The sequence below is a fragment of the Herbaspirillum sp. SJZ099 genome (genome assembly GCF_007828355.1).
Classification (GTDB): domain Bacteria; phylum Pseudomonadota; class Gammaproteobacteria; order Burkholderiales; family Burkholderiaceae_D; genus Herbaspirillum.
This window is the reverse complement of the sequence record NZ_VIUO01000011.1, coordinates 56355-79188: the sequence shown is the minus strand read 5'-3', so window position 1 is coordinate 79188 and position 22834 is coordinate 56355. Positions and strand designations below refer to the sequence as shown.

Sequence of the window (22834 nt, the reverse complement as noted above, 5' to 3'; positions counted from 1 at the left end):
ATGCCGTCCAGTGCAAACTGGGCGGCATTTTTATTTGGCGCGCATCAAAACCTCGCCGTCATCCTGACGAAAGTCAGGATCCAGTGTCGTGCGCGGTGTCTCTGATGGGCAGCGAACGACACTGGGTCCCGGCATGCGCCGGGACGACGGGAGATGGTTGGCCGCAGTCCCAATGGCATGAAATAAAAAAGCCGCTTCAATCGAAGCGGCTTGAATTAATTATATAAATAATTTTTTGGACAGGCCCGAAATCAGAACGTCCGCTGCACATCCGAACGCGGCGGCAACTGGTAGCTCCAGGTCTCGGTCAGCACCTTGGGGCCGGACAACAGCGCCGCGCGCAGCTCCACCGCCTGCGCCGAATTCCGGACCTTGACCCGCAGCGTCAGGCGCCAGCCGTTGATGGCCGGGTTGGGCTGCAGTTTGGCATCGATCAGTTCGCCGTTGTTGCCGATGCTCACTTGCGGGCTGACCGGCGCGCCGGCCGGCAGCCTGGCCAGCGCCGGGCCGGTGAAGTCGACCAGCAGGGCGGTGGTGCCGTCGAAGCTGCGGATCAGGTTGGCCTGGGTCAGCTCGCCGTCGGTGTGGAAGGTCTGCTTCACCCAGCCCACTTCATCCTTTAGGATCGCCGCCTCGTCCATGGTCCAGTGGATGCGGTAATCGAACGCCATCGGCACGCCCCTGGCCGGCAATTGCGCCGGCAGCCAGTAGGCCACGATGTTGTCGTTGGTCTCGTCGGCGGTGGGGATTTCCACCAGTTGCACCGCGCCTTTGCCCCAGTCGCCCTTCGGCTCGATCCAGGCGCTCGGCCGCAGGTCGTAGCGGTCTTTCAGGTCCTCGAAGCCGGAGAATTCGCGGCCGCGCTGCAGCAGGCCGAAGCCCTTGGGATTGGTGACTTCGAACGAACTCACTTCCACGTTCTGCGGATCGTTGAGCGGACGCCACAGCCATTCGCCGGAACCGGTGTGGATCGCCAGGCCGTTGGAGTCATGGATGGCCGGGCGGAAGTTGCGCCTGGACGATTGCTGGTTGGGGCCGAACAGGAACATGCTGGTCAGCGGCGCGATGCCCAGGCGGGCCACCTCGCCGCGCAGGAACACGCGCGCCTGCACGTCCAGCACCGCATCCTGGCCGGGCGCGAGGGTGAACTTGTAGGCGCCGGTGGCGCGAGGGGAGTCGAGCAGGGCGTAGAAGGTCAGCTGCTTGTCGCCGGCGGCCGGGCGCTGGATCCAGAATTCGGTGAAGTGCGGGAATTCCTCGCCGCTCATCATCGCCGTGTCGATCGCCAGGCCGCGCGCGGACAGGCCGTATACCTGCCCCTTGCCGATCACGCGGAAATAGCTCGCGCCCAGCACGCTCATCACCTCGTCTTCCTTGTTGGGGCTGTTGACCGGATAGACCACGCGAAAGCCCGCATACCCCAGGCGCGCGGTGCTCTCCTTGTCGAAATGCAGGTCGCCGAAGTCGAAGCGGTCGGTGCTGTAGCCGATCTCCTGCGTGCGGCCGCCGACGATTTCATGGATCAGCACCGGCGAGTTGAACTGCATGCCCTGGTGGTAGAAGGCCAGCTTGAAGGGCGTCTTCTGGTCGCGCCATTCGAACTTCTCGCCCCTGGGCTGGATCTTCATGTAGTCGGCGAACTGCATGCTGGAAAACACCGGCGGCAGGTTGCTCGCAGGCTTGCGGTAAGGCTGGTCGACCAGCGCCTTGGCGCGGGCCGTCACCTGGTCCAGCGAAAAGGTCTGGGGTTGGGTCTGGGCCTGCGCAGCCGTTGCCAGCAGGGCGGCAGACAACAGCAAGGCGCCGCGCAGGGGAAGGCGCTTGAACACGTTCAGAATCACTCATTTCTCCATAAAGGCGCGGCGCCGGGCAGCGGGGGAGGCGTCCGGCGCGCGTTAAAACAGAATAATATAGCGAACCGTCCAGGTACCGGCGCGTCATAGAACAAGCAAATGCGCAAGCAAATGCGTAAGCAAATACGCAAGCAAACGCGCAGGCATCGATTGCGCAGGGCTTCCGCGCCGACGTGCATCACCCGTTTCCAGGCCGCGGCACCTCCAGCATGAGGAGATGCCGCGGCCAACGTTTACAAGAAGAGAGGAATTTACGTGTCCATCAAGCTTCCCGCCAGGCCGGCCGTCCACGCGCGCCGCCATCGCCGAACCGCATTGCTGTGCGCCCTGGCCTGTGCCGCCGCCTTGCTGGCGCCGCAGGCGCATGCCCAGGGCAAGCCGGCCTTGCTCGGCGACAAGGGCGCCTTCATCGACGACCTGATGTCGCAGATGACGGTCGATGAAAAGATCGGCCAATTGCGCCTGGTCAGCATCGGCCCCGACATGCCGGCCAACAGGCTGGCCGATGAAATCGCCGCCGGCCGCGTCGGCGGCACTTTCAACTCGGTCACGCGCGCCGACAACCGGCCGCTGCAGGATGGCGCCATGCGCTCGCGCCTGAAGATCCCGATGTTCTTCGCCTACGACGTGATCCATGGCCACCGCACCACCTTCCCGATCGGCCTCGGGCTGGCCTCGAGCTGGGACCTGGACGTGGTCGCCGCCGCCATGCGCACCGCCGCCGAAGAAGCCTCTGCCGACGGCATCGACATGACCTTCGCGCCGATGGTCGACATCAGCCGCGATCCGCGCTGGGGCCGCACCTCGGAAGGCTTCGGCGAAGATCCTTACCTGGTGTCGCGCATCGCCGAAGTCTCGGTGCGCGCATTGCAGGGCGAGCAAAAGCCCATCGCCGCTAACCGCCTGATGGCCAGCGTCAAGCACTTCGCGCTGTATGGTGCGGTCGAGGGCGGGCGCGACTACAACGTGGTCAACATGGATGCGCAGCGCATGTACAACGATTACCTGCCGCCCTATCGGGCGGCGGTGGATGCCGGCGCCGGCGCAGTCATGGTGGCGCTCAATTCCATCAACGGCACGCCCGCCACCTCCAACACCTGGCTGCTGCAAGACCTGTTGCGCCGCGAGTGGGGCTTCAAGGGGCTGACCGTGAGCGACCACGGCGCCATCACCGAACTGGTGAACCACGGCGTGGCGCGCGACGAGGCCGAAGCGGCGCAACTGTCGATCAAGGCCGGCACCGACATGAGCATGGCCGACCAGGTCTATATCAGCCAGTTGCCGGGCCTGCTCAAGTCGGGCAAGGTGACGCGGCAGGATCTCGACAATGCCGTGCGCGAGATCCTCGGCGCCAAGTACGACATGGGCCTGTTCCATGACCCTTACGTGCGCATCGGCCTGGCCGCCGGCGATCCGCCCAATGTCAATGCCGAGAGCCGCCTGCACCGCGCCGCCGCGCGCGCGGTGGCGCAACAGTCGATGGTGCTGCTGGAAAACCGCAATGCCACATTGCCGCTGAAGAAGAGCGGAACCATCGCGCTGGTCGGCCCGCTGGCCGACTCGCACATCGACATGCTGGGCAGCTGGTCCGGCGCCGGGGTGGACAAGCAGACCGTCACGCTGAGACAAGGCCTGCAGGATGCGCTCGGCGCCAGGGCCAAGCTGGTCTACGCGCGCGGCGCCAACATCACCGAAGACCGGCACATCGTCGATTACCTCAACTTCCTCAACTGGGACGATCCCGAGGTGGTGCAGGACCAGCGCAGCCCGCAAGCCATGATCGCCGAGGCGGTCAAGGCGGCGCGCAATGCCGATGTGGTGGTGGCGGCCGTGGGCGAGTCGCGCGGCATGTCGCACGAGTCGTCCAGCCGCACCCAGCTGACGCTGCCGGAGAACCAGATGGCCCTGCTCAAGGCCTTGAAGGCCACCGGCAAGCCGCTGGTGCTGGTGCTGATGAACGGCCGTCCGCTGGACCTGAACTGGGCGCGCGAAAACGCTTCCGCCATTCTCGAAACCTGGTACACCGGCACCGAAGGCGGCCATGCGATCGCCGACATCCTGTTCGGCGACGTCAACCCCTCGGGCAAGTTGCCGATCACTTTCCCGCGCTCGGTGGGCCAGATTCCCAGCTACTACAACCACGCGCGCCTGGGCCGGCCGTTCACCGAAGGCAAGCCGGGCAACTACACCTCGCAGTACTTCGAAGAACCCAACGGGCCGCTGTACCCGTTCGGCTATGGCCTGAGCTACACCGACTTCAGCCTGTCCGGCGTGACCATGTCGCAACCGACGATGAAGGCCGATGGCCGCGTCGATGCCACGGTCACGGTGAAGAATACCGGCCGTCGCGCCGGCGCCACCGTGGTGCAGTTGTACATTCGCGATGTGGCCGCGTCGGTGGTGCGTCCGGTCAAGGAGCTCAAGGACTTCCGCAAGGTATTGTTGCAGCCGGGCGAGCAAAAGGAAGTGCGCTTCACCATCGATGCCAGGGCGCTCAGCTTCTACAACGCCAGGCTGGAACATGTGGCCGAGCCGGGCGAGTTCCAGGTGCAGGTGGGGCTGGATTCGAAGGACGTGAAGACGGCTTCGTTCACCTTGGAATGAAACATATGTAACGCCGTATCGACCAAAGAAAAAAGCAGGACGTACCGGATGTACGCCCTGCTTTTTTCATTTCCTGTCATTGCCAACGGCTTGCGCCGGCGCCGATGGTGTTTTTCGTTTGGGTTCCTTTACGCCATCAAGACCGCAGGCTCGCCGTCTTCTTCGCCCAGGAAGCCGCCGCTCTGGTGCGCCCACAGCCGCGCATACAAGCCGTTGGCGGCCAGCAGTTCGCTGTGCGTGCCTTGCTCGGCGATGCGGCCCTGGTCCAGCACGATCAGGCGATCCATCGCCGCAATGGTCGACAGGCGGTGCGCGATGGCGACTACGGTCTTGCCTTCCATCAGCTTGTACAGGCTGGTCTGGATCGCTGCCTCGACTTCCGAATCGAGCGCGCTGGTGGCTTCATCCAGCAACAGGATGGGCGCGTCCTTGAGCATCACGCGGGCGATCGCGATGCGTTGGCGCTGGCCGCCGGAGAGCTTCACGCCGCGTTCGCCCACATGCGCGTCGTAGCCGGTGCGGCCCTTGGCATCGGCCAGCGTGCCGATGAAGTCGTGCGCTTCGGCGCGCCTGGCGGCATGGATCATCTCGGCGTCGCCGGCATCGGGGCGGCCGTAGAGGATGTTGTCGCGCACCGAGCGGTGCAGCAGCGAGGTATCCTGCGTCACCATGCCGATCTGCGCGCGCAGGCTGTCTTGCGTGACATGCGCGATGTCCTGGCCGTCGATCAGGATGCGGCCGCCTTCGATGTCGTAAAAGCGCAGCAGCAGGTTGACGATGGTCGACTTGCCGGCGCCGGAGCGGCCCACCAGGCCGATCTTCTCGCCCGGACGGATCACCAGATTCAGGCGATCCACCACCGGACGCGGCGACGCGCCGCCATAGCTGAAGTTCACGTCTTCAAAGCGCAGTTCGCCCTGTTTCACCTGCAGGGGTTTGGCGTCGGGCGCGTCCTTCACGTCGTGCGCGCGCGAGAGCGTGTTGATGCCGTCCTGCACCGTGCCCACGTGTTCGAACAGCGCCGCCATTTCCCACATGACCCAGTGCGCGATCCCGTTCAGGCGCAGCGCCATCGCGGTGCCGGCGGCGACCGCGCCGATGCCGACCTTGCCTTGCATCCACAGGTGCAGCGCGATGCCGGTGGTGCCGATGATGAGCACCATGTTCAGGATATGGTTGACCACTTCGAAGCCGGACACCAGGCGCATCTGCTGGTTCACCGTGACCAGGAACTCGCGCATGGCGCTGCGCGCGTAGCTGGCTTCGCGGCCGGCGTGCGAGAACAGCTTGACGGTGGCGATGTTGGTATAGGCATCGGTGATGCGCCCGGTCATCAGCGAACGGGCATCGGCCTGGTTGCGGGCCACCCGGGACAGGCGCGGCACGAAGTAGCGCATGGCGATCGCATAGGCGACCAGCCAGATCAGGAAGGGCACCAGCATCAGCAGGTCGAAGGTGCCGACCACGGCGATCAGCGTGACGAAGTAGATCACGATGAACACCATGATGTCGCCGGTGATCATGCAGAAGTCGCGCACCGCCAGCGCGGTTTGCATCACCTTGGTGGCGACCCGGCCGGCGAACTCGTTCTGGTAGAAGCTCATGCTCTGGCTGAGCATCAACCGGTGGAAATTCCAGCGCAGCAGCATCGGGAAATTGCCGGCCAGGGTCTGGTGCTTGTACAGCGTCTGCAGCGCCACCAGCAGCGGGCTGCCGGCCAGCACCAGGCCCAGCCAGAGCAGGTGGCGGCCTTCCTGCGCCCACAGTTGGGACGGCTCGACCTTGGCCAGCCAGTCGACAACGCGGCCCATCATGGCGAACAGCATCGCCTCGAACACGCCGATGATGGCGGTCATCGTGGTCATGGCCGCGATATAGCCGCGCACGCCGCGGGTACAGGACCAGATGAAGCGCATGAAGCCGCGCGGGGGCGGCAAGGGATGGTCTTCGGGATAAGGGTGAACCAGTTTTTCGAACCAGGCGAACATGCAAACTCCACAAAAGCCGGGCCTGCCGCGAAGCGGCGTCGCCGCGGCGCCGACGGTCGATGCAAGCGTGTCGGGCCAGGCAGGCGGGGCGTCAATTATTCATTCGTCGTTGCGCGCCGGCAGGTCGGTGCCGGTGGGATGACCGTGCGCGCAGGCATTGCTGGGCGGTGCGGCTTGGGGCCGCTTATCTTGTTGCCCGGTACGGCGATGACGTGTCTTCCTTGCTAACAATTTTCCTGCGGCACAGAGCCATTTTAGGGATCCGGAGCGTTGCGGAAGGAAAAGATGAAGCCGAATGATCTCATAACGGGGCGCATTGCGTACATCGCCGCACAGGAAAACACTTGTCGGGGAAAGCGAATTGTCGCTTCCCTGGAACAGGGCATTCTATCGGTAATGCCGTTCAGTTAAGCGTTGAACGGCATTTGTGTTTGTGCGGTCCAGATTCCGTTCGCCCTGAGTAGCTGCGCAAGCAGCGTATCGAAGGGCAGGCAAGAGCGGTAAGGCCGACACGCTGGCTTCGATACGGCCCTGGCGGGCCTACTCAGCCCGAACGGGCTCGGGTGATGCGTGCTTCAGGATTAGCCTTAACGGGACGGCATTAGCCTTCTATGGGTGCATGTTAAGTCTGGCTTAAGTCTGCAGCGGCAAGCTGGTCGGCAAATCCATCGACCACCCGCTTGCCATGACCAACACTACGCCACCCAGCAGCCCCGGCCGCGCCGCCATCTGGAAACTGATCAGGCCGTTCTGGGCGTCCGAGCAGAAATGGAAAGCCTTCGGTCTCCTGCTGGCGATCATCGCCCTGAACCTGGGCATGGTCTACATCAATGTGCGCCTGAACTCCTGGAACCGCGACATGTACGATGTGCTCCAGGCGCGCAATTATCCGCAGTTCAAATCGCTGCTGTGGCAGTTCTCCGGGCTGGCCTTCGTCTTCATCGCGGTCGCCATCTACAGCGTCTACCTGACGCAGGCGTTGCAGATCCGCTGGCGCTATTGGATGACCGAGCGCTACATGGACCGCTGGCTGGCGCACCGCGCCTACTACCGCATCGAACAGGGCCAGCAGGGGCGCCTCTCCGACAACCCCGACCAGCGTATTGCGGAGGACCTGCGCGCGCTGACTTCCGACACGCTGTCGCTGGTGCTGGGCTTCATCTCCAGCAGCGTCACCCTGCTTTCCTTCGTGCATATCCTGTGGGCGGTGAGCGGGCCGGCTGCCTTCTCCGTGCTGGGCCAGGCATGGAACATTCCCGGTTACATGGTGTGGTTCGCGGTGGCCTACGCGGCGGCCGGCTCGGCCATCGTATGGTGGATCGGCCGGCCGCTGGTCGGCCTGAACTTCAACCAGGAACGCTTCGAGGCGAACTTCCGTTTCGGCCTGATCCGCGTGCGCGAGCATTCGGAAGCGGTCGCCCTGTATCGCGGCGAGGCGCAGGAGCGCGCGCAGCTCACCGCGCGCCTGGACGACATCCGCGGCAACTGGTGGGACATCATGCGCGTGACCAAGAAGCTCAATATCGCAGTCAATTTCTACAGCCAGTTCGCGGTCATCTTCCCGATGCTGGTGTCGGCGCCGCGCTATTTCTCCGGCGCCATCTCGCTGGGCGTGCTGATGCAGATCAGCAACGCCTTCGGCCAAGTGCAGGATGCGCTGTCGTGGTTCATCAACGCCTTCACCACGCTGGCCAGCTGGAAGGCCAGCATCAACCGCCTGGCCGGCTTCAATGCCGATGTCGAGCGCGCGCAAGGCATGGCGCGCACCATCGAGGTCGAACGCCACGCCGGCAGCGCGCTGACCATCGAAGGCCTGCAGCTGTCCTTGCCGGACGGCGGCATGGTGCTGCGCGGCATGGATGCGCGGCTGGAGTCGGGCGAACATGTGCTGGTCAGCGGCCCTTCCGGCTGCGGCAAGTCGACGCTGATCCGCGCCATCGCCGATGTCTGGCCGTATGGGCGCGGACGCATCGGCCTGCCCGCCGGCGCGGCGGTGATGTTCCTGCCGCAGCGCAGTTACCTGCCCATCGGCACCTTGCGCGCGGCGCTGTCGTATCCGGCCGCCGAGGGCAGCTTCGACGATGCGACGATCGCGCGTTACCTGGCACTGTGCCGGCTGCCGCAACTGGCCGGCCGGCTGGACCAGGCCGCCAACTGGAGTCATGCCCTGTCGCCCGGCGAGCAGCAGCGCCTGGCCTTCGTGCGGGTGTTCCTGAACCGGCCGGCGCTGGTGTTCCTGGACGAAGCCAGCAGCGCCATGGACGGCGAAACCGAAGAAGCGCTGTACGCCGCCTTGCCGCGGGAGCTGCCGGGCGTGACGGTGGTCAGCATCGCCCACCGTGAGACGCTGGCGCGCTTCCATTCGCTGCGCTGGAGGTTCGTGCCGGCCGGCGAAGGCGAAGGATGCCGGGTAGAAGTCGCGGCGCTTTAAACGTCGTCCGGCGGCAAGCGAAAACAGGAAATGCAATACCGTTTTTGCATAACCCCGTACACTTGCGTATGCCACAATCTTTGAATGAAGGCGGCCAATCCGCCGCTTTCGCTCATTCCCGCACACTTGGAAAACTCACCATGAACGACCCCATCGTCTATCTCAACGGCGAACTTACGCCCTTGTCCGAAGCCCGCGTTCCCGTGCTGGACCGGGGTTTCATCTTCGGCGACGGCATCTACGAAGTGATCCCGATGTATGGCCGCAAGGCGTTCCGCGGCCGGCAGCACCTGGCGCGCCTGTTCCGCAGCCTGAAAACCATCTCCATACCGAATCCGCATGACGAAGCCGGCTGGTTCGCCCTGATCGAGCGCGTGGTGCAGGCCAACAGCCTGGACGACCAGATGATCTACATCCAGGTCACGCGCGGCGTGGCCAAGCGCGCGCATGCCTTCCCCAAGGAGGTGACGCCGACGGTGCTGATCATGACCAATCCGATGGTGTTGCCGCCGGCCGCCGCGCGTGAAAACGGCGTGGCTTGCGTGACCATGGAAGACCGCCGCTGGCTGAACTGCCAGATCAAGTCGACTTCGCTGCTGGGCAACGTGCTGGCGGCGCAGTTCGCGGCCGAGAATGAAGTGACCGAGGCGATCCAGTTCCGTGACGGTTTCCTGTCCGAGGCATCCTCGTCCAATGTATGGGTGGTCAAGGACGGCAAGATTTCCGCGCCGCCCAAGGACAACCTGATCCTGGAAGGCATCCGCTACGGCTTGATGGAAGAGCTGTGCGCCGTGCAGGGCATCGCGCTGGAAGCGCGCCGCATCCCGCGCGATGAGGTGTTCGCCGCCGATGAACTGTTCCTCTCCTCGGCCAGCAAGGAAGTGCTGCCGGTGGTGACGCTGGACGGCAAGCCCATCGGCAGCGGCAAGCCGGGCCCGGTCTATGCCAGGATCTACGCCGCCTACCAGGCGGCCAAGGCGCGCCTGTAACTCGCCGTTTTGAGGTTTTCCCCGCATGGGCCGCCAAGTGCGGCCCATGTGCGTTTGGGGGCGTATCGGGGCCTATCGGGCCTGATCCGCTGCCATATGGCGTAGAATGTCGGCATTCCCCCTCCCGCAACCCCGCCGCTTGAAGCCGGCCGTTTGAGCCCCATATGGGTACATTGAAAACGGAGCGCCAGCGGAACACGCCGAGCCATACTGCCATGACTATCCCCACCGAAGAATCCCTCATCGAATACCCGAGCGACTTCCCGATCAAGGTGGTCGGGATCCTGCACGATGAATTCGCCCAGACCATTGTCGAACTGGTGGTCGAGCACGACCCCGAATTCCATGCCGGCAAGCTGGAGATGCGGCCGTCCTCGCAGGGCAAGTACCTGTCGCTGACGCTGACCGTGCGTGCCACCAGCCGCGAGCAGCTGGACAACCTGTACCGCGCGCTGTCGTCGCATGAGAAGGTGAAGTTCGTGCTGTAAGCCCTTGCGCGATCGCGTATGAAACCCGGCGTTGCCTGCCAAGGCACGCCGGGTTTTTGTTTGAGGCGCCGGATCGAACTTTGTGGAACTACGCCAAAAACCGACACCGCAAGCACGCCAATGACGGAGCTTGGTTCACTATATGCCGATGTTTTCCGAAGAATCATCATGGCAAAAATCAAGCTCACCAAGTCCGCGGCATTGCCCGCCGGTTATGCCGGTATCCACGGCGGAATCGTGGAATTGCTCGATACGGCACGTCATGCGGCGGCGCGTAGCGTCAACGCGCTGATGACGGCGAGTTATTGGGAAATCGGCCGTCGTATCGTGGAAGCCGAACAGCAGGGACGGCGGCGTGCCGGATACGGGGAGCAGTTGATCGCTCGCCTGTCCGGTGACTTGACTGCACGGTTTGGGCGCGGGTTCAGCCGCCAGAACTTGCAGCAAATGCGATCATTCTTCCTGACTTGGCCGATTTGCCAGACTCTGTCTGGCAAATCTTCCTCCGTATCGTCAGCAGAGCGATTCTGGCGGCTGGACGAACTGGCGCGAATGTTCACGCTGCCGTGGTCTGCCTATGTCCGGCTACTGTCGGTCAAGGATGACCATGCTCGCCAGTTCTATGAAACCGAAGCCTTGCGCGGCGGATGGAGCGTGCGCCAGCTCGACCGGCAAATCGGCAGCCAATTCTACGAGCGTACGGCGTTATCGAAAAACAAGGCTGCGATGCTGGTGAAAGGCGCAAGACCAACGCCGGAAGATGCCATCACGCCGGGCGACGCGATCAAAGACCCGTATGTGCTGGAGTTCCTCGACCTCAAGGACGAATATTCGGAATCCGATTTCGAGCAAGCCCTGACCCGGCGATTGGAGGATTTTCTGCTCGAACTCGGCGATGGTTTTACCTTCGTCGGACGCCAGCGCCGCTTGCGCATTGACCAGACCTGGTACCGGGTTGATCTTCTGCTTTTTCATCGCCGCTTGCGTTGCCTCGTCATTATCGACCTGAAGCTCAGTCCGCTGACGCATGCTGATGTGGGCCAGATGCATTTGTATTGCAACTATGCAAAAGAGCATTGGACGCTGGCTGACGAGAATCCGCCCGTCGGCCTGATCCTGTGCGCCGACAAGGGCCATGCCTTGGCGCGTTATGCGCTGGAAGGGCTGCCCAGCAAGATCATGGCGGCCAACTATCGCACGGTGCTGCCGGATGCCGAACTGCTGCAAAAGGAGCTGGAAAGCACGCGGCGGCTGATGGAGTCTCACAGGGCAATTGCCCCCAAGGCGCGCAGGCGATAACCATGTATTGCGGCGTTAGCCGGGCCAGTCGCCGCTCTCGCGAAACAGTTTCATTTCCTTGAAGATCCACTTCTTGAACTCGGCCACGGCCGGCTTCTCCAGCCCTTCGGGCAGGTGCACGAAGTAATACGACTCGTCGGCTTTCAGGGCCACGTCGAACAGCCGCACCACCTCGCCGGCGGCGATTTCCTGCGAGGCGATCATGTGCCGGCTCAGCGCCACGCCGCCGCCGTCGGCCGCCGCGCGCAGGGTCAGCGAAGAATCCTCGATCACCAGTCCGCCGCTGGGCTCCGGCAAATCCAGCCCGGCTTGCTGCAGCCATGGCTGCCAAGATTCGCGCTGGTCCATGCGCAGCAGCGTGCATTGCGCGAGGTCGGCGGGTTTGGCGGGCTTCTTGCCGCGTTTGCTGCGGTAGGCGGGGGAGGCCACCGGGTAGTAGTAATCGTCGCTCAGTTTTTCCGATACCACGCCGCTATAGTTGCCGCGGCCGAAGCGCAGGCCGACGTCGACGCCGTCCAGGCGCAAGTCGGACAAATGGCTGCCCGACTGCAGCACCACCTCGATTTCCGGATGGCGGTCGATGAACTTCCACAGGCGCGGCGCCAGCCAGCGCGAGGCGAACGAAGGCGTGCTCGAGATCACCAGCCGTTGCTGGCGGTTCAGGCTGCGCAGATGTTCGGCGGCCAGCGCGATCTCGGACAGCGACTTGCGGATGGTGGCGGCGAAGCGCTGGCCGGTTTCGGTCACCGAGATGCGCTTGCCGTGGCGGATGAACAGCTGCAGGCCAAGCTCCTCCTCCAGCGCGCGCACCTGGTGGCTGATGGCGCCGGGCGTGACGTGGATCTCTTCGGCCGCGCGCGAAAAGCATTCGTAGCGCGCGGCGGCATCGAAGGCGCGCAATGCCGCCAGGTTGGGCAGCTTCCTCAAATCGGCCATGCTTGGTTCCTTGTGAATTCCATTCGCAATAACACCGAATATATATCGTTTTGGTTTGTGCGTGAGGCTTCCTACAATGAACTCCAATTCAACGAAATCACCGGAAATTCCTCTGAGAGGCCGCGCCATCAAGGCCTGGTGGCTTGCCCCGGGGTTTGTCCTGCGAAACGGGAAAAGGAGTGCGCCATGCCAATTTCATTCACAAACCAAACCGCCCCGCTATGCCTTGAAGAAGGGCGCGTCCACGCCGTGCGCCTGCAACATCCGGTACGGGTGAGGGTGCGTTGCGGGCTGGTCTGGCTGACGGTGGAAGAGGGCGGCGCCGACGTGTGGCTCAGTCCCGGCCGCGACTTCGATTTCCACGGCCGCGGGCTGGCGGTGTTTGAAGCCGTCAAGGGCCGCGCCGAGTTCGACATCCTGCCGCTGCCCGGCCCGCTGGCGCGCGCCGCCCGGGTCCTCCGCGGCTGGTTGGCCCGCAAGCCGCAGGCGACCGGGCCGGCCGCCGCCGACTGCTGCGCGGCGGGGGAGCAGGGCGCGCTGCGCATCAGCCGCCTGTTGCCGCGCGGACTGATCCGCTGGTTCTGAGCGGAATAACGGAAAGCCTGGCCGGTCGCCTTTTTCCAACGCTTTCCGCCAACAAATATTGCCCATGATGCAATATTGGCCGTCAAAACCCATGCCGCGCCGACGGGCCAGAGCGAAGTTCGCTAAACTGGCAGCCATGCAGACAGCAACACACACCGTCGGCGCGCAGCAAGCGGCCGCTTCGCCCGCCATCCTGGCCGGCCCCGGCCTGCCGCAGATCGTGCGGCGCGGCACCGAGCCCTACGAGGCCAGCTTCGCCGCCATGCGCGCCTACACCGACGCGCGCACCGCCGAGACGCCCGACCAGCTCTGGATCGTCGAACATCCGCCGGTCTACACGCTGGGCCTGGGCGCCGACCGTTCCCACGTATTGAATCCCCACGACATCCCAGTGGTACAGACCGACCGCGGCGGCGAAGTCACCTTCCACGGCCCCGGCCAGGCGGTGATCTACCTGCTGATGGACCTGCGCCGCAACCGCGCCGGAGCCCGTCTGTTCGCGCGCGAGTTCGTGTACAACATCGAGCAGGCGGTGATCGACACGCTGGCGGCGTATAATCTGGCCGGTGAACGCAAGCAGGGCGCGCCGGGCATCTATGCCGCCGACGGGGCGTGGCAGGGCGCCAAGGTGGCCGCATTGGGCTTGAAGATCCGCGGCAACGGCTGCACTTACCATGGGGTATCGCTCAACGTCGACATGGATCTGACGCCGTTTTCCTGGATCAATCCCTGCGGCTACGAAGGCCTGGCCACGGTCGACATGAAGACCCTGGGCGCCGCCGCTGCCCGCCTGGCCGACGTCCAGGCGTTGCTTGCCGAGAAACTGATCGCCCGCTTCACGGGCATAGAAGGGCGCTGAGGCACACGCCGGGCGCCGGAAATACCGACACCATGACTACCGACATCACTCCAGCAGCAGATTCCTCCAGCAACGCGGCGCGCGCCAACCCGCTCGACAAGCAGAAGGGCGCCGGCAAGACCGCCTGGATCCCGATCAAGATCGTGGCCGCCGAGAAACTGAAGAAGCCGGACTGGATCCGCGTCAAGGCCGGCTCGCCGACCACGCGCTTCTATGAAATCAAGGACATCCTGCGCGCCAACAACCTGGTGACGGTGTGCGAGGAAGCCTCCTGCCCCAACATCGGCGAATGCTTCGGCAAGGGCACCGCCACCTTCATGATCATGGGCGACAAGTGCACCCGCCGCTGCCCGTTCTGCGACGTCGGCCACGGCCGTCCCGACCCGCTCGACCCGAATGAACCGGAAAACCTGGCCAAGACCATCGCCCAGCTGAAGCTGTCGTACGTGGTGATCACCAGCGTCGACCGCGATGACCTGCGCGACGGCGGCGCCGCCCACTTCGCCGAATGCATCCGCCGCGTGCGCGAGCTGTCGCCCGAGACCCGCATCGAGATCCTGACCCCGGACTTCCGCGGCCGCATGGATCGCGCGCTGGAAATCCTCAAGATGGCCCCGCCGGACGTCATGAACCACAACCTAGAAACCGCGCCGCGCCTGTACAAGGAAGCGCGCCCCGGCTCCGACTACGAATACTCGCTGAACCTGTTGAAGCGCTTCAAGGATCTGCATCCGGAAACCCCGACCAAGTCCGGCATCATGGTCGGCCTGGGCGAGACCGACGAGGAAGTGCTGCAGGTCATGCGCGACATGCGCGCCCACAACGTCGACATGCTGACCATCGGCCAGTACCTGATGCCCAGCGGCGACCACCTGCCGGTGCGCCGCTACGTGCACCCGGACACCTTCAAGATGTATGAGGAAGAAGCCTACAAGATGGGCTTCGTGCATGCCGCCGTGGGCGCCATGGTGCGTTCCAGCTACCACGCCGACCAGCAGGCGCACGGCCTGGTCTGAGCAGCGGCGATCCCATCGCCGGACGCGGCCGGGCTATTCCGGCCGCGCGTAATGCAGCAGGACCACGCCGCATGAGAATGGCCTGGCATCGACCAGCCGCAGTGGAATGGCGCCGCCGATGTCCTTGAGCATGCCGCGGCCGTTGCCGAGCACGGCCGGATTGACCAGGAAGTGGAATTCATCGATCAGTCCGGCAGCCGCCAGCGCCGAAGCGAAAGCCGGCCCGCCGTAGGCGAGCATGTCCTTGCCCGGCTGGCGCTTGAGGTGCATCACTTCTTCCACCAGATCCCCTTTTGCCAGCACCGTATCCGGCCAGCGCGACTGCGGCAGCGTATGCGTGAACACGACCTTGCGCATGGCGACAATCTGCCGGGCGAACGCATTGCGCGCGTCGCCGGGCTGCTCTGCGACTTGCTGCCAGTGCGCGTAGAAGCCTTCTTCCGCCATCACCCGGCTGAGCAGGAGCGTATCGGCCGATGCGGTCAGCTCTTCGTGATGCCGGCGCAGCGCCTCGTCCCAGCGCCAGGGTTCGCCCCAGTTCCACGTCATCCAGCCGGTGTCGCCGTTGGCGTCGGCGGTAAAGCCGTCGATTGAAACCTGCATTTCCAGTTTGAGCTTTCTCATCCCAGTCCCCTTGTTGCGACCGCAGCGGTTTATCGGGCGCTGCGTCCGCCGAGTTCGCCGAGCAGTTCGCCCAGCCGCTCGAAGCCCTGGCTCCAGCCTCCTTTGTGCCCGTCGCGCGAGGCATCGGATGCGAAGCCTTCCTGGCGGAAAGTCATTTCAGTCTTGCCGTCGAGATCCTTCAAAACCACCGTGACCAGGGTTGGCGGTTCGGGTTGGCCATCCTGGCCGTCCCAGGCATGGGTGAACACGAGTTTCTCGCCGTGCACGATCTCGCGGTAGACGCCGCCCAACCACAATTCGGCGCCGTCCGGCGCGACCATGCACGCGCGCCAGGCGCCGCCGGGGCGCAGCTCGCCGCTGCAGTGGCTGATGCGGAAACCGTGCGGCGCCGACCAGCGCGTCAGGTGTCCGGGATCGGTCCAGGCCGCGAACACGAGGTCGCGCGGCGCATCGAATACGCGCGTGATGGTCAGCACGCGGTTGGCGGGGGCGGCTTTATTTTCCATGCGGTTTTCTCCGTTGCGGCGGGTGTTCTTTCCGGTCCTGCTGCAATTGCTCCAGGTACGCGTCGAGATTGTCGAAGCGCTGTTCCCAATAGATGCGGTACTTTTCAATCCAGTCGCAGGCTTCTTGCAACGGCTGCGCCGCCAGCCGGCACGGCCGCCGCTGCGCATCGCGCCCGCGTGTGATCAGGCCGGCGCCCTCAAGCACCTTGAGGTGCTTGGTGACCGCCGGCAGGGTCATGTCGAATGGCGCCGCCAGTTCGTTGACCGTGGTTTCCCCTGCGGCGAGCCGGGCGAGGATGGCGCGCCGCGTCGGATCGGCGAGCGCTGCGAACGTGGCGCTGAGCTGGTCGGGAGTCATGTTTTATACCAATTGGTTAATTTACTAAAAGGTAAAATAAAAAACGGCAACTGTCAACCGCAACCGTACCGGTTTCCGGCTCCCGCATATTGCAAAACCGCAGAGCTGCCTTCATCTGCATGTTTTCAGGCGTTCCCGGCCGCAAGCGCGGCGGGGGACTTTTGTCCGCCATCCGTTCAATTTCCCTGCGCATGTCCTTTTGCGCCCCTTCAACGACCGTCGGGCCGCGCTGAAATAAACCCGGCAGCAGGGTAAGATACGCGGTTCACCGCATCCGTATTGAAAGCAGGTTGTCATGTCGTCACCGATTGAGCCCGGCGCCGTGCCGGAAGAAAAACTCGAATTCGTCAGTTCGTGCAAGTTGCCCACGCCCTGGGCGACGTTCGAACTGCATGCTTTCTACGATGAGGTTGCCGACAAGGAACACCTGGCGCTGGCCCTGGGCGATGTCGGCAACGGCGAGCCGGTGCTGGGCCGCGTGCATTCCGAATGCCTGACCGGCGACGGGCTGTTCTCGCAGCGCTGCGATTGCGGCGCCCAGCTGGAAGCGGCATTGAAGAAGATCGCCAAGGAAGGCCGCGGCGTGCTGTTCTACCTGCGCCAGGAAGGGCGCGGCATCGGCTTGCTCAACAAGATCCGCGCCTATCATCTGCAGGACCAGGGCGCCGACACGGTCGAGGCCAATGAGCGCCTGGGTTTCCCGGCCGACATGCGCCGCTACACCATCGTGCTGCCGATGCTGGCGCACCTGAAGATCACCAGCCTGCGGTTGATGACCAACAACCCGCGCAAGGTGAAGGCGCTGGAAGACAACGGCATCCCGGTGGCCGAGCGCATCCCGCTGATCGCCAACCACAATCCGTTCAACATCGGTTACCTCGGCACCAAGGCGCGCAAGCTGGGCCACCTGCTGCCCGGCGTGGGCAAGGCCGGAGAAGCGCCCGCCAAGGTGCCGCTGGACGCGCACGACAACGAGTAGGAGCGCCGCAAGACGGACCGCGCGCGGTCCGTTTTTCATGGCGCGCAGTCCTCCGCAGTCTTCTTGACGCATCGGTTAGCATGGAGGTTCTCGCGCCGATTCCGCCCCCTATTTCTTCCCGAGCATGCCATCATGAACCCATCCGTACCCGCCGGCGATGCGCCGATTCCCGTTTCCCTGCTGACCGGTTTTCTCGGCAGCGGCAAGACCACGCTGCTCAATCACCTGATCGCCCAGCCGGAGATGAAGGACACCCTGGTCATCATCAACGAGTTCGGCGAGATCGGCCTGGATCACCTGCTGGTGGCCCACAGCCAGGAAGACACCGTGGTCGAGATGAGCAGCGGCTGCCTGTGCTGCACCATCCGCGGCGACCTCAAGAAGACGCTCAAGGACATCACCTGGCGTTTTGCCGAAGGGGGCCAGCGCAAGTTCAACCGCGTGGTGATCGAGACCACCGGCCTGGCGTCGCCGGTGCCTATCCTGCATACGCTGATGACCGATGTCTTCATCGCTTCGCGCTACCGGCTGGACGGCGTGATCGTCACGGTCGACGCCGTCAATGGCATGGCCACGCTGGATAACCACGTTGAAGCGGTGCAGCAGGCCGCCGTTGCCGACCGCCTGCTGCTGACCAAGAGCGACCTGGCCGACGCCGCCCAACTGGCGCAATTGCGCGAGCGCCTGCGCGCGCTCAACCCGGGGGCGCGGCAACTGCTGCCGCAGCATGGAAGGATTTCGCCGTCCGAACTGCTGGATGCGGGTTTGTTCAAGCCGGGCGAGAAGATGCCCGACGTGGCGCGCTGGCTCAACGAGGAGGCCTTTGCCGGGAAGACGGCGCACGATCATCATCACCATGATCATGGGCACGCCCATGGTCATAACCATGACCATCATGATCACGGCCACGATCATCATGACCACCATGACCATGCGCACGACGTGAACCGCCACGACGACCACATCCGCGCCTTCTGCTTCACTTTCGACGAGCCGATCGATCCGGCCCTGTTCGACGAATGGCTGAGCTTGCTGGTCGGTTTCAAGGGCCCCAACATCCTGCGCATCAAGGGCATCCTCAACCTCAAGGGAGAAGACAAGCCGACCGTGATCCACGGCGTGCAGCACATCTTCCATCCGACCGCGACGCTGCCCGAATGGCCGTCCGGGGATCGCCGCAGCCGCATCGTCTTCATCACCCGCGATATCGAGCGCGCCACCATCGAACGCTCTTTCGATGCCTTCATGCAGGCGCAGGCGATCGAGCAGGAAGAACGCAAAAAACAACAATCGGCGCCATACGGCTACTGAACCGGGACGGCGGCGGGCCGGTCGTTCATTCCGGCATCGGCCGCCGATAAAAATAAATCTGGTGTTTTTAATAATTTGACGAAGACCAGATTATTATCGGTATCGTTAAAAAGATAACGATTCGGTTATGCGGCGTGTGATCAACAAGCTGGGGGCAACGTTGTCGGCATCGCTTACGCTGATGCTGGGGCTGTGCGCAACCATAGTGGTATTCATCGCCACCAGCCACCTGGAAGACGACGCTGTCAGCCTGGATTTCGACCGCCGGGCGGCCTTGCGCACCTTCACCGTGCAGCGCGGCCTGGAAGAGGCCGTGCAGGTGTTGTCGACGATCAACCATTTCTACGCCACCGTCGGCGATCCCACCCGCCAGCAATTCCGCAACTTCACCGAGCCGCTGCTGGAGCGCTATCCGTATGTACGCGCCTTCGCCGTCCACCGCTTCGTCGCCGACGACGACCGGCAGGTGTTCGAAGCCTTGCGCCAGGGCATTGCCCCCGATTTCCAGATCACCACCCTGGCCGACGGCAAGCAGGAGCGGGCGCCCCAGCGTCCGTTCTACCTGGTGGTCGATTACATCGAGCCGATCAGCAGCAACCGGTCCGCGCTGGGCCTGGACATGAGCGCCAACCAGACCTTCAGGCAGGCATTGGAAACGGCGCTGGCCAGCGGCCGTCCGGCATCGACGCTGCCGATCCGCCTGGTCCAGCTGGGGGCCGACGAACGCGGCCTGTTGTTGCTGCAACCGGTCTACCGCGGCGGCATCCAGCCCAACAATGTCGATGAGCGGCGCGCCATCATGATCGGCGACACCGCCGCCGTGCTGCAGGTGACCGAATTGGTGAGCAAGATCCTGGACGGCGCCGGTTTGCTGGGCGACGAGCAGATCGGCCTGCGTATCTTCGTCGGCCCGCAAGCCGATGAGTCCAGCCTGGTGTACCGCCATGACAGCGCGATGGTGCAAAGCCATGCGCAACTGGCGACGCTGGGCAACCTGTTCCGTGAACCGTCCAGCATCATGACCAGCTTCGACATCGCCGGCCAGACCTGGCATGTGGAAATCAGCACGCCCCCGCGTTCGGTGTTTTCCGACCATTACGGCTCGCTGCTGATCTTGCTGGCCGGCATCATTTCCTCCCTGCTGGGCGCGGCCTACCTGCGCGCGCTGGCGCTGCGTTCGGATCGCGTGCAGCGCCTGGTCGAGGAAAAGACCGCCGAGCTGCGCCACACCAATGCGCTGCTGTCCGACGATATCAAGGCGCGCCGCCTGGCCGAGCGCGCCCTGCAACTGCGCCACCAGGCCATCGAAGCCAGCGCCAACGCCATCATCATCCTCTCCGCCCAGGAACCGGATTACCCGATCGAATACGTCAACCCGGCGTTCGGCCGCATCACCGGCTACAGCCCGGCCGAAGCCATGGGCCGCAGCATCCGCTTCCTGGAAGGACGCGACAGCGACCCCGGCGGCTTCGAAGCCGTGTGGAACGCCATGCGCGAGCAGCGCGAGTACAACGTGGTGCTGCGCAACTACCACAAGGACGGCTCGGAGCTGTGGAACGATTTCTACATCGCGCCGGTGAGGGACGACAACGGCGCCGCGACGCACTTCGTGGCGGCGCTCTACGACATCACCTCCATGAAACGCTACGAGGCCGAACTGGAATTCCAGGCCAGCCGCGATACGCTCACCGGCCTGATCAACCGCCACATGCTGCGCCACCACCTGGACCAGGCCATCGGCAACGCCGAACGGCAGAAGCAGGCGCTGTGGCTGGTGTTCGTCGACCTCGACCGTTTCAAGTTCGTCAACGACACGCTGGGCCACAAGGCCGGCGACACCCTGCTGCGCACCGTGGCCGGGCGCCTGCGCGCGGCGGTGCGCGAGGCCGACACGGTGGCGCGCCTGGGCGGCGACGAATTCATCATGATCCTGCCCGAGCAGGACGAGCTCACGCTCGACACCCGCAGCCTGCAACGCATCATGGATGCGGTGGCCGCGCCCATCGCGCTGGGCGGCCATACGCTGTTCATGACCTGCAGCATCGGCGTGGCCTGCTACCCGGCCGACGGCATCGACGGCGAGACCCTGATCAGGCACGCCGACATCGCCATGTACCGCGGCAAGCAGACCGGGCGCAACAACTTCCAGTTCTACACGCCGGCCATGAACGAGCAGGCGCTGGAACGCCTGCGCATCGAAGCCGACCTGCGTGGCGCGCTGGAGAACAATGAGTTCCTGCTGCATTACCAGCCCAAGGTCGACCTCGCCAGCGGCCGCGTCGTCGGCAGCGAGGCGCTGATCCGCTGGCAGCATCCGCAACTGGGCATGGTCTCGCCGGCGCGTTTCATCGGCCTGGCCGAAGAAACCGGGCTGATCCTGCCGATCGGCGCCTGGGTGCTGCGCACGGCCTGCGTCCAGTGCCGCCGCTGGCAGCTCGGCGGGCATGACGACATCAGCGTCTCGGTCAACCTGTCGGTGGGGCAATTCCTGCAGAAGGACCTGGTGACCTCGATTGCCGAGGTGCTGGAAGACACCGGCCTGCCGCCGGCCTCGCTGGAACTGGAATTGACGGAAAGCCTGATGATGACCGATGTCGAGCACGCCATCGGCATCCTGGGCGGCCTCAAGGAGCTGGGCGTGCGCCTGTCGATCGACGACTTCGGCACCGGCTATTCCTCGCTGGCCTATCTCAAGCGCTTCCCCATCGACGTGCTCAAGATCGACCGCTCCTTCGTGCGCGACATCACCATCGATGCCGACGACGCCGCCATCACCGCCTCCATCATCTCGCTGGCGCGCCACCTGAAGCTGCGCGTAATCGCCGAAGGCGTGGAAACCGACGAGCAGCTGGATTACCTGCGTCACTACGGCTGCGACGAGATCCAGGGCTACCTGTTCAGCCCGCCGGTGCCGGCCGAGAAATTCGAGCAGCTATTGAGGCAGGAGCGGGCCGTGGTCTGAGCGGCGCGCGCAATGGCCCGCCGGCCTTTTGCCTTGGACGGCCCGCTTCAATGGCGACCGATCCACGCCAGGATCAAGGCCACGGTCGGCAATGACAAGGTAGTGGATACCAGGATCGCGCGCGACATCCCGGCCACCTCGCGCTGATATAACTCGGCCAGCATGAAGGGGCCGGTGCCGATCGGCATGGCCGCCAGCAGTACCGCGCTGTCGGCCCACAGGCGCGGCAGCGGAAACACCCAGTACGCCAGCACCGCCGTCACCGCCGGCTGCAGCAGCAGCTTGAACACCACCAGCAGCGACACCGAAACGCCTTCGTCGTGGCGCACCGGCTGGGCCAGGAACAAGCCCAGTGACACCAGCGCGCAAGGGCTGGCCGCGCCGCCCAGGATCTTGAACAGCTGCTGCACGCCGCTGGGAATGGCCAGGCCCGACAGCGCCACCGCGATCCCGGCGACCGGCGCGATCATGATCGGGTTGCGCACCAGCGAACGGCCCACCTTGAACACCGTTTGCCCCAGGCCGGCCCCGGCATGCAGGCAGGTTTCCAGCAGCACGATGGCGACTGCGAACAGCAGGCAGGCGGTCATCACCATGGCGATCACCGACGGCGGCAGGCCATCGTGACCGAACGCCAGGTAACACAAGGGAATGCCGATGAAGCCGACATTGGCGTAGGACGCGCCCAGGCTGTCGATGATGAGATCGGCCGCGGGGGCTTTCTGGCGTGCGCGTATCCAGCCGGTCAGCAAGAATACGATGGCCACCCCGGCGGCGAACACGCCGATGAAGCGCACATTGGCGAAGTCGGCCGGCGTGAGCCGCGACATCGAATCGAACAGCAACGCCGGCAGGCCCAGGTAGATCACGAAGCGGTTCAGCTCGCTGGCCGCGCCCGCCGAGAGGATATGGCGCTTGCGACAGGCCCAGCCGAGGAAGATCAGCGCGAAGATCGGGAAGACGATATTGAAGATGGCGAGCATGGCGGCGCGCAGCGATGCTGCGCAGGAGGTGATGGTGATTGTCTGTATGGGGTAAGCGGCGCC

The 22834-nt window shown here is 64.3% G+C and carries 18 protein-coding genes; 11 read left to right on the top strand and 7 right to left on the bottom strand.

Going from position 1 to position 22834, the window contains the following annotated elements:
- Positions 1-251: 251 nt before the first annotated feature.
- Positions 252-1841 carry a glucan biosynthesis protein G gene (locus FB597_RS18330; RefSeq protein WP_370454729.1) on the bottom strand — a complete coding sequence of 530 codons (1590 nt, stop codon included), beginning with the start codon at positions 1839-1841 and terminating at the stop codon, positions 252-254.
- 267 nt (positions 1842-2108) lie between these two features.
- Here FB597_RS18330 and bglX point away from each other — a divergent pair, with 267 nt between their 5' ends.
- The gene (gene bglX / locus FB597_RS18325) at positions 2109-4457 is read left to right on the top strand and encodes a beta-glucosidase BglX (protein ID WP_144770327.1); all 2349 of its coding nucleotides are present in this window, start codon (positions 2109-2111) and stop codon (positions 4455-4457) included.
- A gap of 128 nt (positions 4458-4585) precedes the next feature.
- On the opposite strand, the gene FB597_RS18320 is transcribed toward bglX, so the two are convergent.
- Positions 4586-6445, bottom strand: coding sequence for an ABC transporter ATP-binding protein (locus FB597_RS18320; RefSeq protein ID WP_144770326.1), 1860 nt, complete (start codon positions 6443-6445; stop codon positions 4586-4588).
- 685 nt (positions 6446-7130) lie between these two features.
- On the opposite strand from FB597_RS18320, the gene FB597_RS18315 reads away from it, so the two are divergent.
- From FB597_RS18315 to FB597_RS18300, 4 genes are all read left to right on the top strand, one after another.
- A complete protein-coding gene (locus tag FB597_RS18315; protein ID WP_141917929.1) occupies positions 7131-8876 on the top strand; it encodes an ABC transporter ATP-binding protein/permease in 1746 nt (581 codons plus the stop codon).
- A gap of 140 nt (positions 8877-9016) precedes the next feature.
- Positions 9017-9865 carry a D-amino acid aminotransferase gene (locus FB597_RS18310; protein ID WP_141917927.1) on the top strand — a complete coding sequence of 283 codons (849 nt, stop codon included), beginning with the start codon at positions 9017-9019 and terminating at the stop codon, positions 9863-9865.
- Positions 9866-10029: 164 nt separating this feature from the next.
- On the top strand, positions 10030-10353 hold the full coding sequence (locus FB597_RS18305) for a DUF493 family protein (RefSeq protein ID WP_141917925.1): 324 nt from the start codon (positions 10030-10032) through the stop codon (positions 10351-10353).
- A 168-nt stretch (positions 10354-10521) separates the two neighbouring features.
- On the top strand, positions 10522-11652 hold the full coding sequence (locus tag FB597_RS18300) for a YhcG family protein (protein ID WP_144770325.1): 1131 nt from the start codon (positions 10522-10524) through the stop codon (positions 11650-11652).
- A gap of 15 nt (positions 11653-11667) precedes the next feature.
- On the opposite strand, the gene gcvA is transcribed toward FB597_RS18300, so the two are convergent.
- Positions 11668-12588 (bottom strand): transcriptional regulator GcvA, encoded by a 921-nt coding sequence (gene gcvA, locus FB597_RS18295; RefSeq protein ID WP_141917920.1) that lies wholly within the window; start codon positions 12586-12588, stop codon positions 11668-11670.
- Between the two features lie 186 nt (positions 12589-12774).
- On the opposite strand from gcvA, the gene FB597_RS18290 reads away from it, so the two are divergent.
- From FB597_RS18290 to lipA, 3 genes are all read left to right on the top strand, one after another.
- Complete coding sequence (locus FB597_RS18290; protein ID WP_141917918.1) at positions 12775-13173, top strand: DUF2917 domain-containing protein; 399 nt, start codon at positions 12775-12777, stop codon at positions 13171-13173.
- A gap of 136 nt (positions 13174-13309) precedes the next feature.
- The gene (gene lipB, locus FB597_RS18285) at positions 13310-14032 is read left to right on the top strand and encodes a lipoyl(octanoyl) transferase LipB (protein ID WP_141917915.1); all 723 of its coding nucleotides are present in this window, start codon (positions 13310-13312) and stop codon (positions 14030-14032) included.
- Positions 14033-14064: 32 nt separating this feature from the next.
- Positions 14065-15048 carry a lipoyl synthase gene (gene lipA / locus FB597_RS18280; protein WP_050468616.1) on the top strand — a complete coding sequence of 328 codons (984 nt, stop codon included), beginning with the start codon at positions 14065-14067 and terminating at the stop codon, positions 15046-15048.
- A 33-nt stretch (positions 15049-15081) separates the two neighbouring features.
- On the opposite strand, the gene FB597_RS18275 is transcribed toward lipA, so the two are convergent.
- Genes FB597_RS18275 through FB597_RS18265 form a run of 3 tightly spaced genes read right to left on the bottom strand, consistent with a single transcriptional unit; the run spans position 15082 to position 16536 of the window.
- On the bottom strand, positions 15082-15672 hold the full coding sequence (locus tag FB597_RS18275; protein WP_141917488.1) for a dihydrofolate reductase family protein: 591 nt from the start codon (positions 15670-15672) through the stop codon (positions 15082-15084).
- Positions 15673-15701: 29 nt separating this feature from the next.
- Complete coding sequence (locus FB597_RS18270) at positions 15702-16178, bottom strand: SRPBCC domain-containing protein (protein ID WP_144770324.1); 477 nt, start codon at positions 16176-16178, stop codon at positions 15702-15704.
- Positions 16168-16536 (bottom strand): helix-turn-helix transcriptional regulator, encoded by a 369-nt coding sequence (locus FB597_RS18265; protein ID WP_144770323.1) that lies wholly within the window; start codon positions 16534-16536, stop codon positions 16168-16170. Before FB597_RS18265 ends, FB597_RS18270 begins: the two co-directional genes overlap by 11 nt.
- Positions 16537-16831: 295 nt before the next feature.
- Between FB597_RS18265 and ribA the strand changes: the two genes are divergently transcribed.
- From ribA to FB597_RS18250, 3 genes are all read left to right on the top strand, one after another.
- Positions 16832-17515: a GTP cyclohydrolase II gene (gene ribA, locus FB597_RS18260; RefSeq protein WP_144770322.1), complete on the top strand. Its 684-nt coding sequence runs from the start codon at positions 16832-16834 to the stop codon at positions 17513-17515.
- Positions 17516-17647: 132 nt separating this feature from the next.
- Entirely contained in the window at positions 17648-18826 is a 1179-nt protein-coding gene (locus FB597_RS18255) for a GTP-binding protein (protein WP_144770321.1), read from the top strand.
- A 127-nt stretch (positions 18827-18953) separates the two neighbouring features.
- On the top strand, positions 18954-21788 hold the full coding sequence (locus FB597_RS18250) for an EAL domain-containing protein (protein WP_144770320.1): 2835 nt from the start codon (positions 18954-18956) through the stop codon (positions 21786-21788).
- Between the two features lie 47 nt (positions 21789-21835).
- On the opposite strand, the gene FB597_RS18245 is transcribed toward FB597_RS18250, so the two are convergent.
- Entirely contained in the window at positions 21836-22771 is a 936-nt protein-coding gene (locus FB597_RS18245) for an AEC family transporter (protein WP_141917504.1), read from the bottom strand.
- Positions 22772-22834 lie beyond the last annotated feature (63 nt).

What these genes read in the sequence shown, in the direction of transcription:
- FB597_RS18275 (WP_141917488.1), bottom strand. Translation starts at nt 15,672, where the DNA reads ATGAGAAAGCTCAAACTGGAAATGCAGGTTTCAATCGACGGCTTTACC.
- lipB (WP_141917915.1), top strand. Translation starts at nt 13,310, where the DNA reads ATGCAGACAGCAACACACACCGTCGGCGCGCAGCAAGCGGCCGCTTCG.
- FB597_RS18305 (WP_141917925.1), top strand. Translation starts at nt 10,030, where the DNA reads ATGGGTACATTGAAAACGGAGCGCCAGCGGAACACGCCGAGCCATACT.
- ribA (WP_144770322.1), top strand. Translation starts at nt 16,832, where the DNA reads ATGTCGTCACCGATTGAGCCCGGCGCCGTGCCGGAAGAAAAACTCGAA.
- FB597_RS18265 (WP_144770323.1), bottom strand. Translation starts at nt 16,536, where the DNA reads ATGACTCCCGACCAGCTCAGCGCCACGTTCGCAGCGCTCGCCGATCCG.
- FB597_RS18300 (WP_144770325.1), top strand. Translation starts at nt 10,522, where the DNA reads ATGGCAAAAATCAAGCTCACCAAGTCCGCGGCATTGCCCGCCGGTTAT.
- gcvA (WP_141917920.1), bottom strand. Translation starts at nt 12,588, where the DNA reads ATGGCCGATTTGAGGAAGCTGCCCAACCTGGCGGCATTGCGCGCCTTC.
- FB597_RS18245 (WP_141917504.1), bottom strand. Translation starts at nt 22,771, where the DNA reads ATGCTCGCCATCTTCAATATCGTCTTCCCGATCTTCGCGCTGATCTTC.
- lipA (WP_050468616.1), top strand. Translation starts at nt 14,065, where the DNA reads ATGACTACCGACATCACTCCAGCAGCAGATTCCTCCAGCAACGCGGCG.
- FB597_RS18270 (WP_144770324.1), bottom strand. Translation starts at nt 16,178, where the DNA reads ATGGAAAATAAAGCCGCCCCCGCCAACCGCGTGCTGACCATCACGCGC.
- FB597_RS18290 (WP_141917918.1), top strand. Translation starts at nt 12,775, where the DNA reads ATGCCAATTTCATTCACAAACCAAACCGCCCCGCTATGCCTTGAAGAA.
- FB597_RS18320 (WP_144770326.1), bottom strand. Translation starts at nt 6,445, where the DNA reads ATGTTCGCCTGGTTCGAAAAACTGGTTCACCCTTATCCCGAAGACCAT.
- FB597_RS18310 (WP_141917927.1), top strand. Translation starts at nt 9,017, where the DNA reads ATGAACGACCCCATCGTCTATCTCAACGGCGAACTTACGCCCTTGTCC.
- FB597_RS18315 (WP_141917929.1), top strand. Translation starts at nt 7,131, where the DNA reads ATGACCAACACTACGCCACCCAGCAGCCCCGGCCGCGCCGCCATCTGG.
- FB597_RS18250 (WP_144770320.1), top strand. Translation starts at nt 18,954, where the DNA reads ATGCGGCGTGTGATCAACAAGCTGGGGGCAACGTTGTCGGCATCGCTT.
- FB597_RS18255 (WP_144770321.1), top strand. Translation starts at nt 17,648, where the DNA reads ATGAACCCATCCGTACCCGCCGGCGATGCGCCGATTCCCGTTTCCCTG.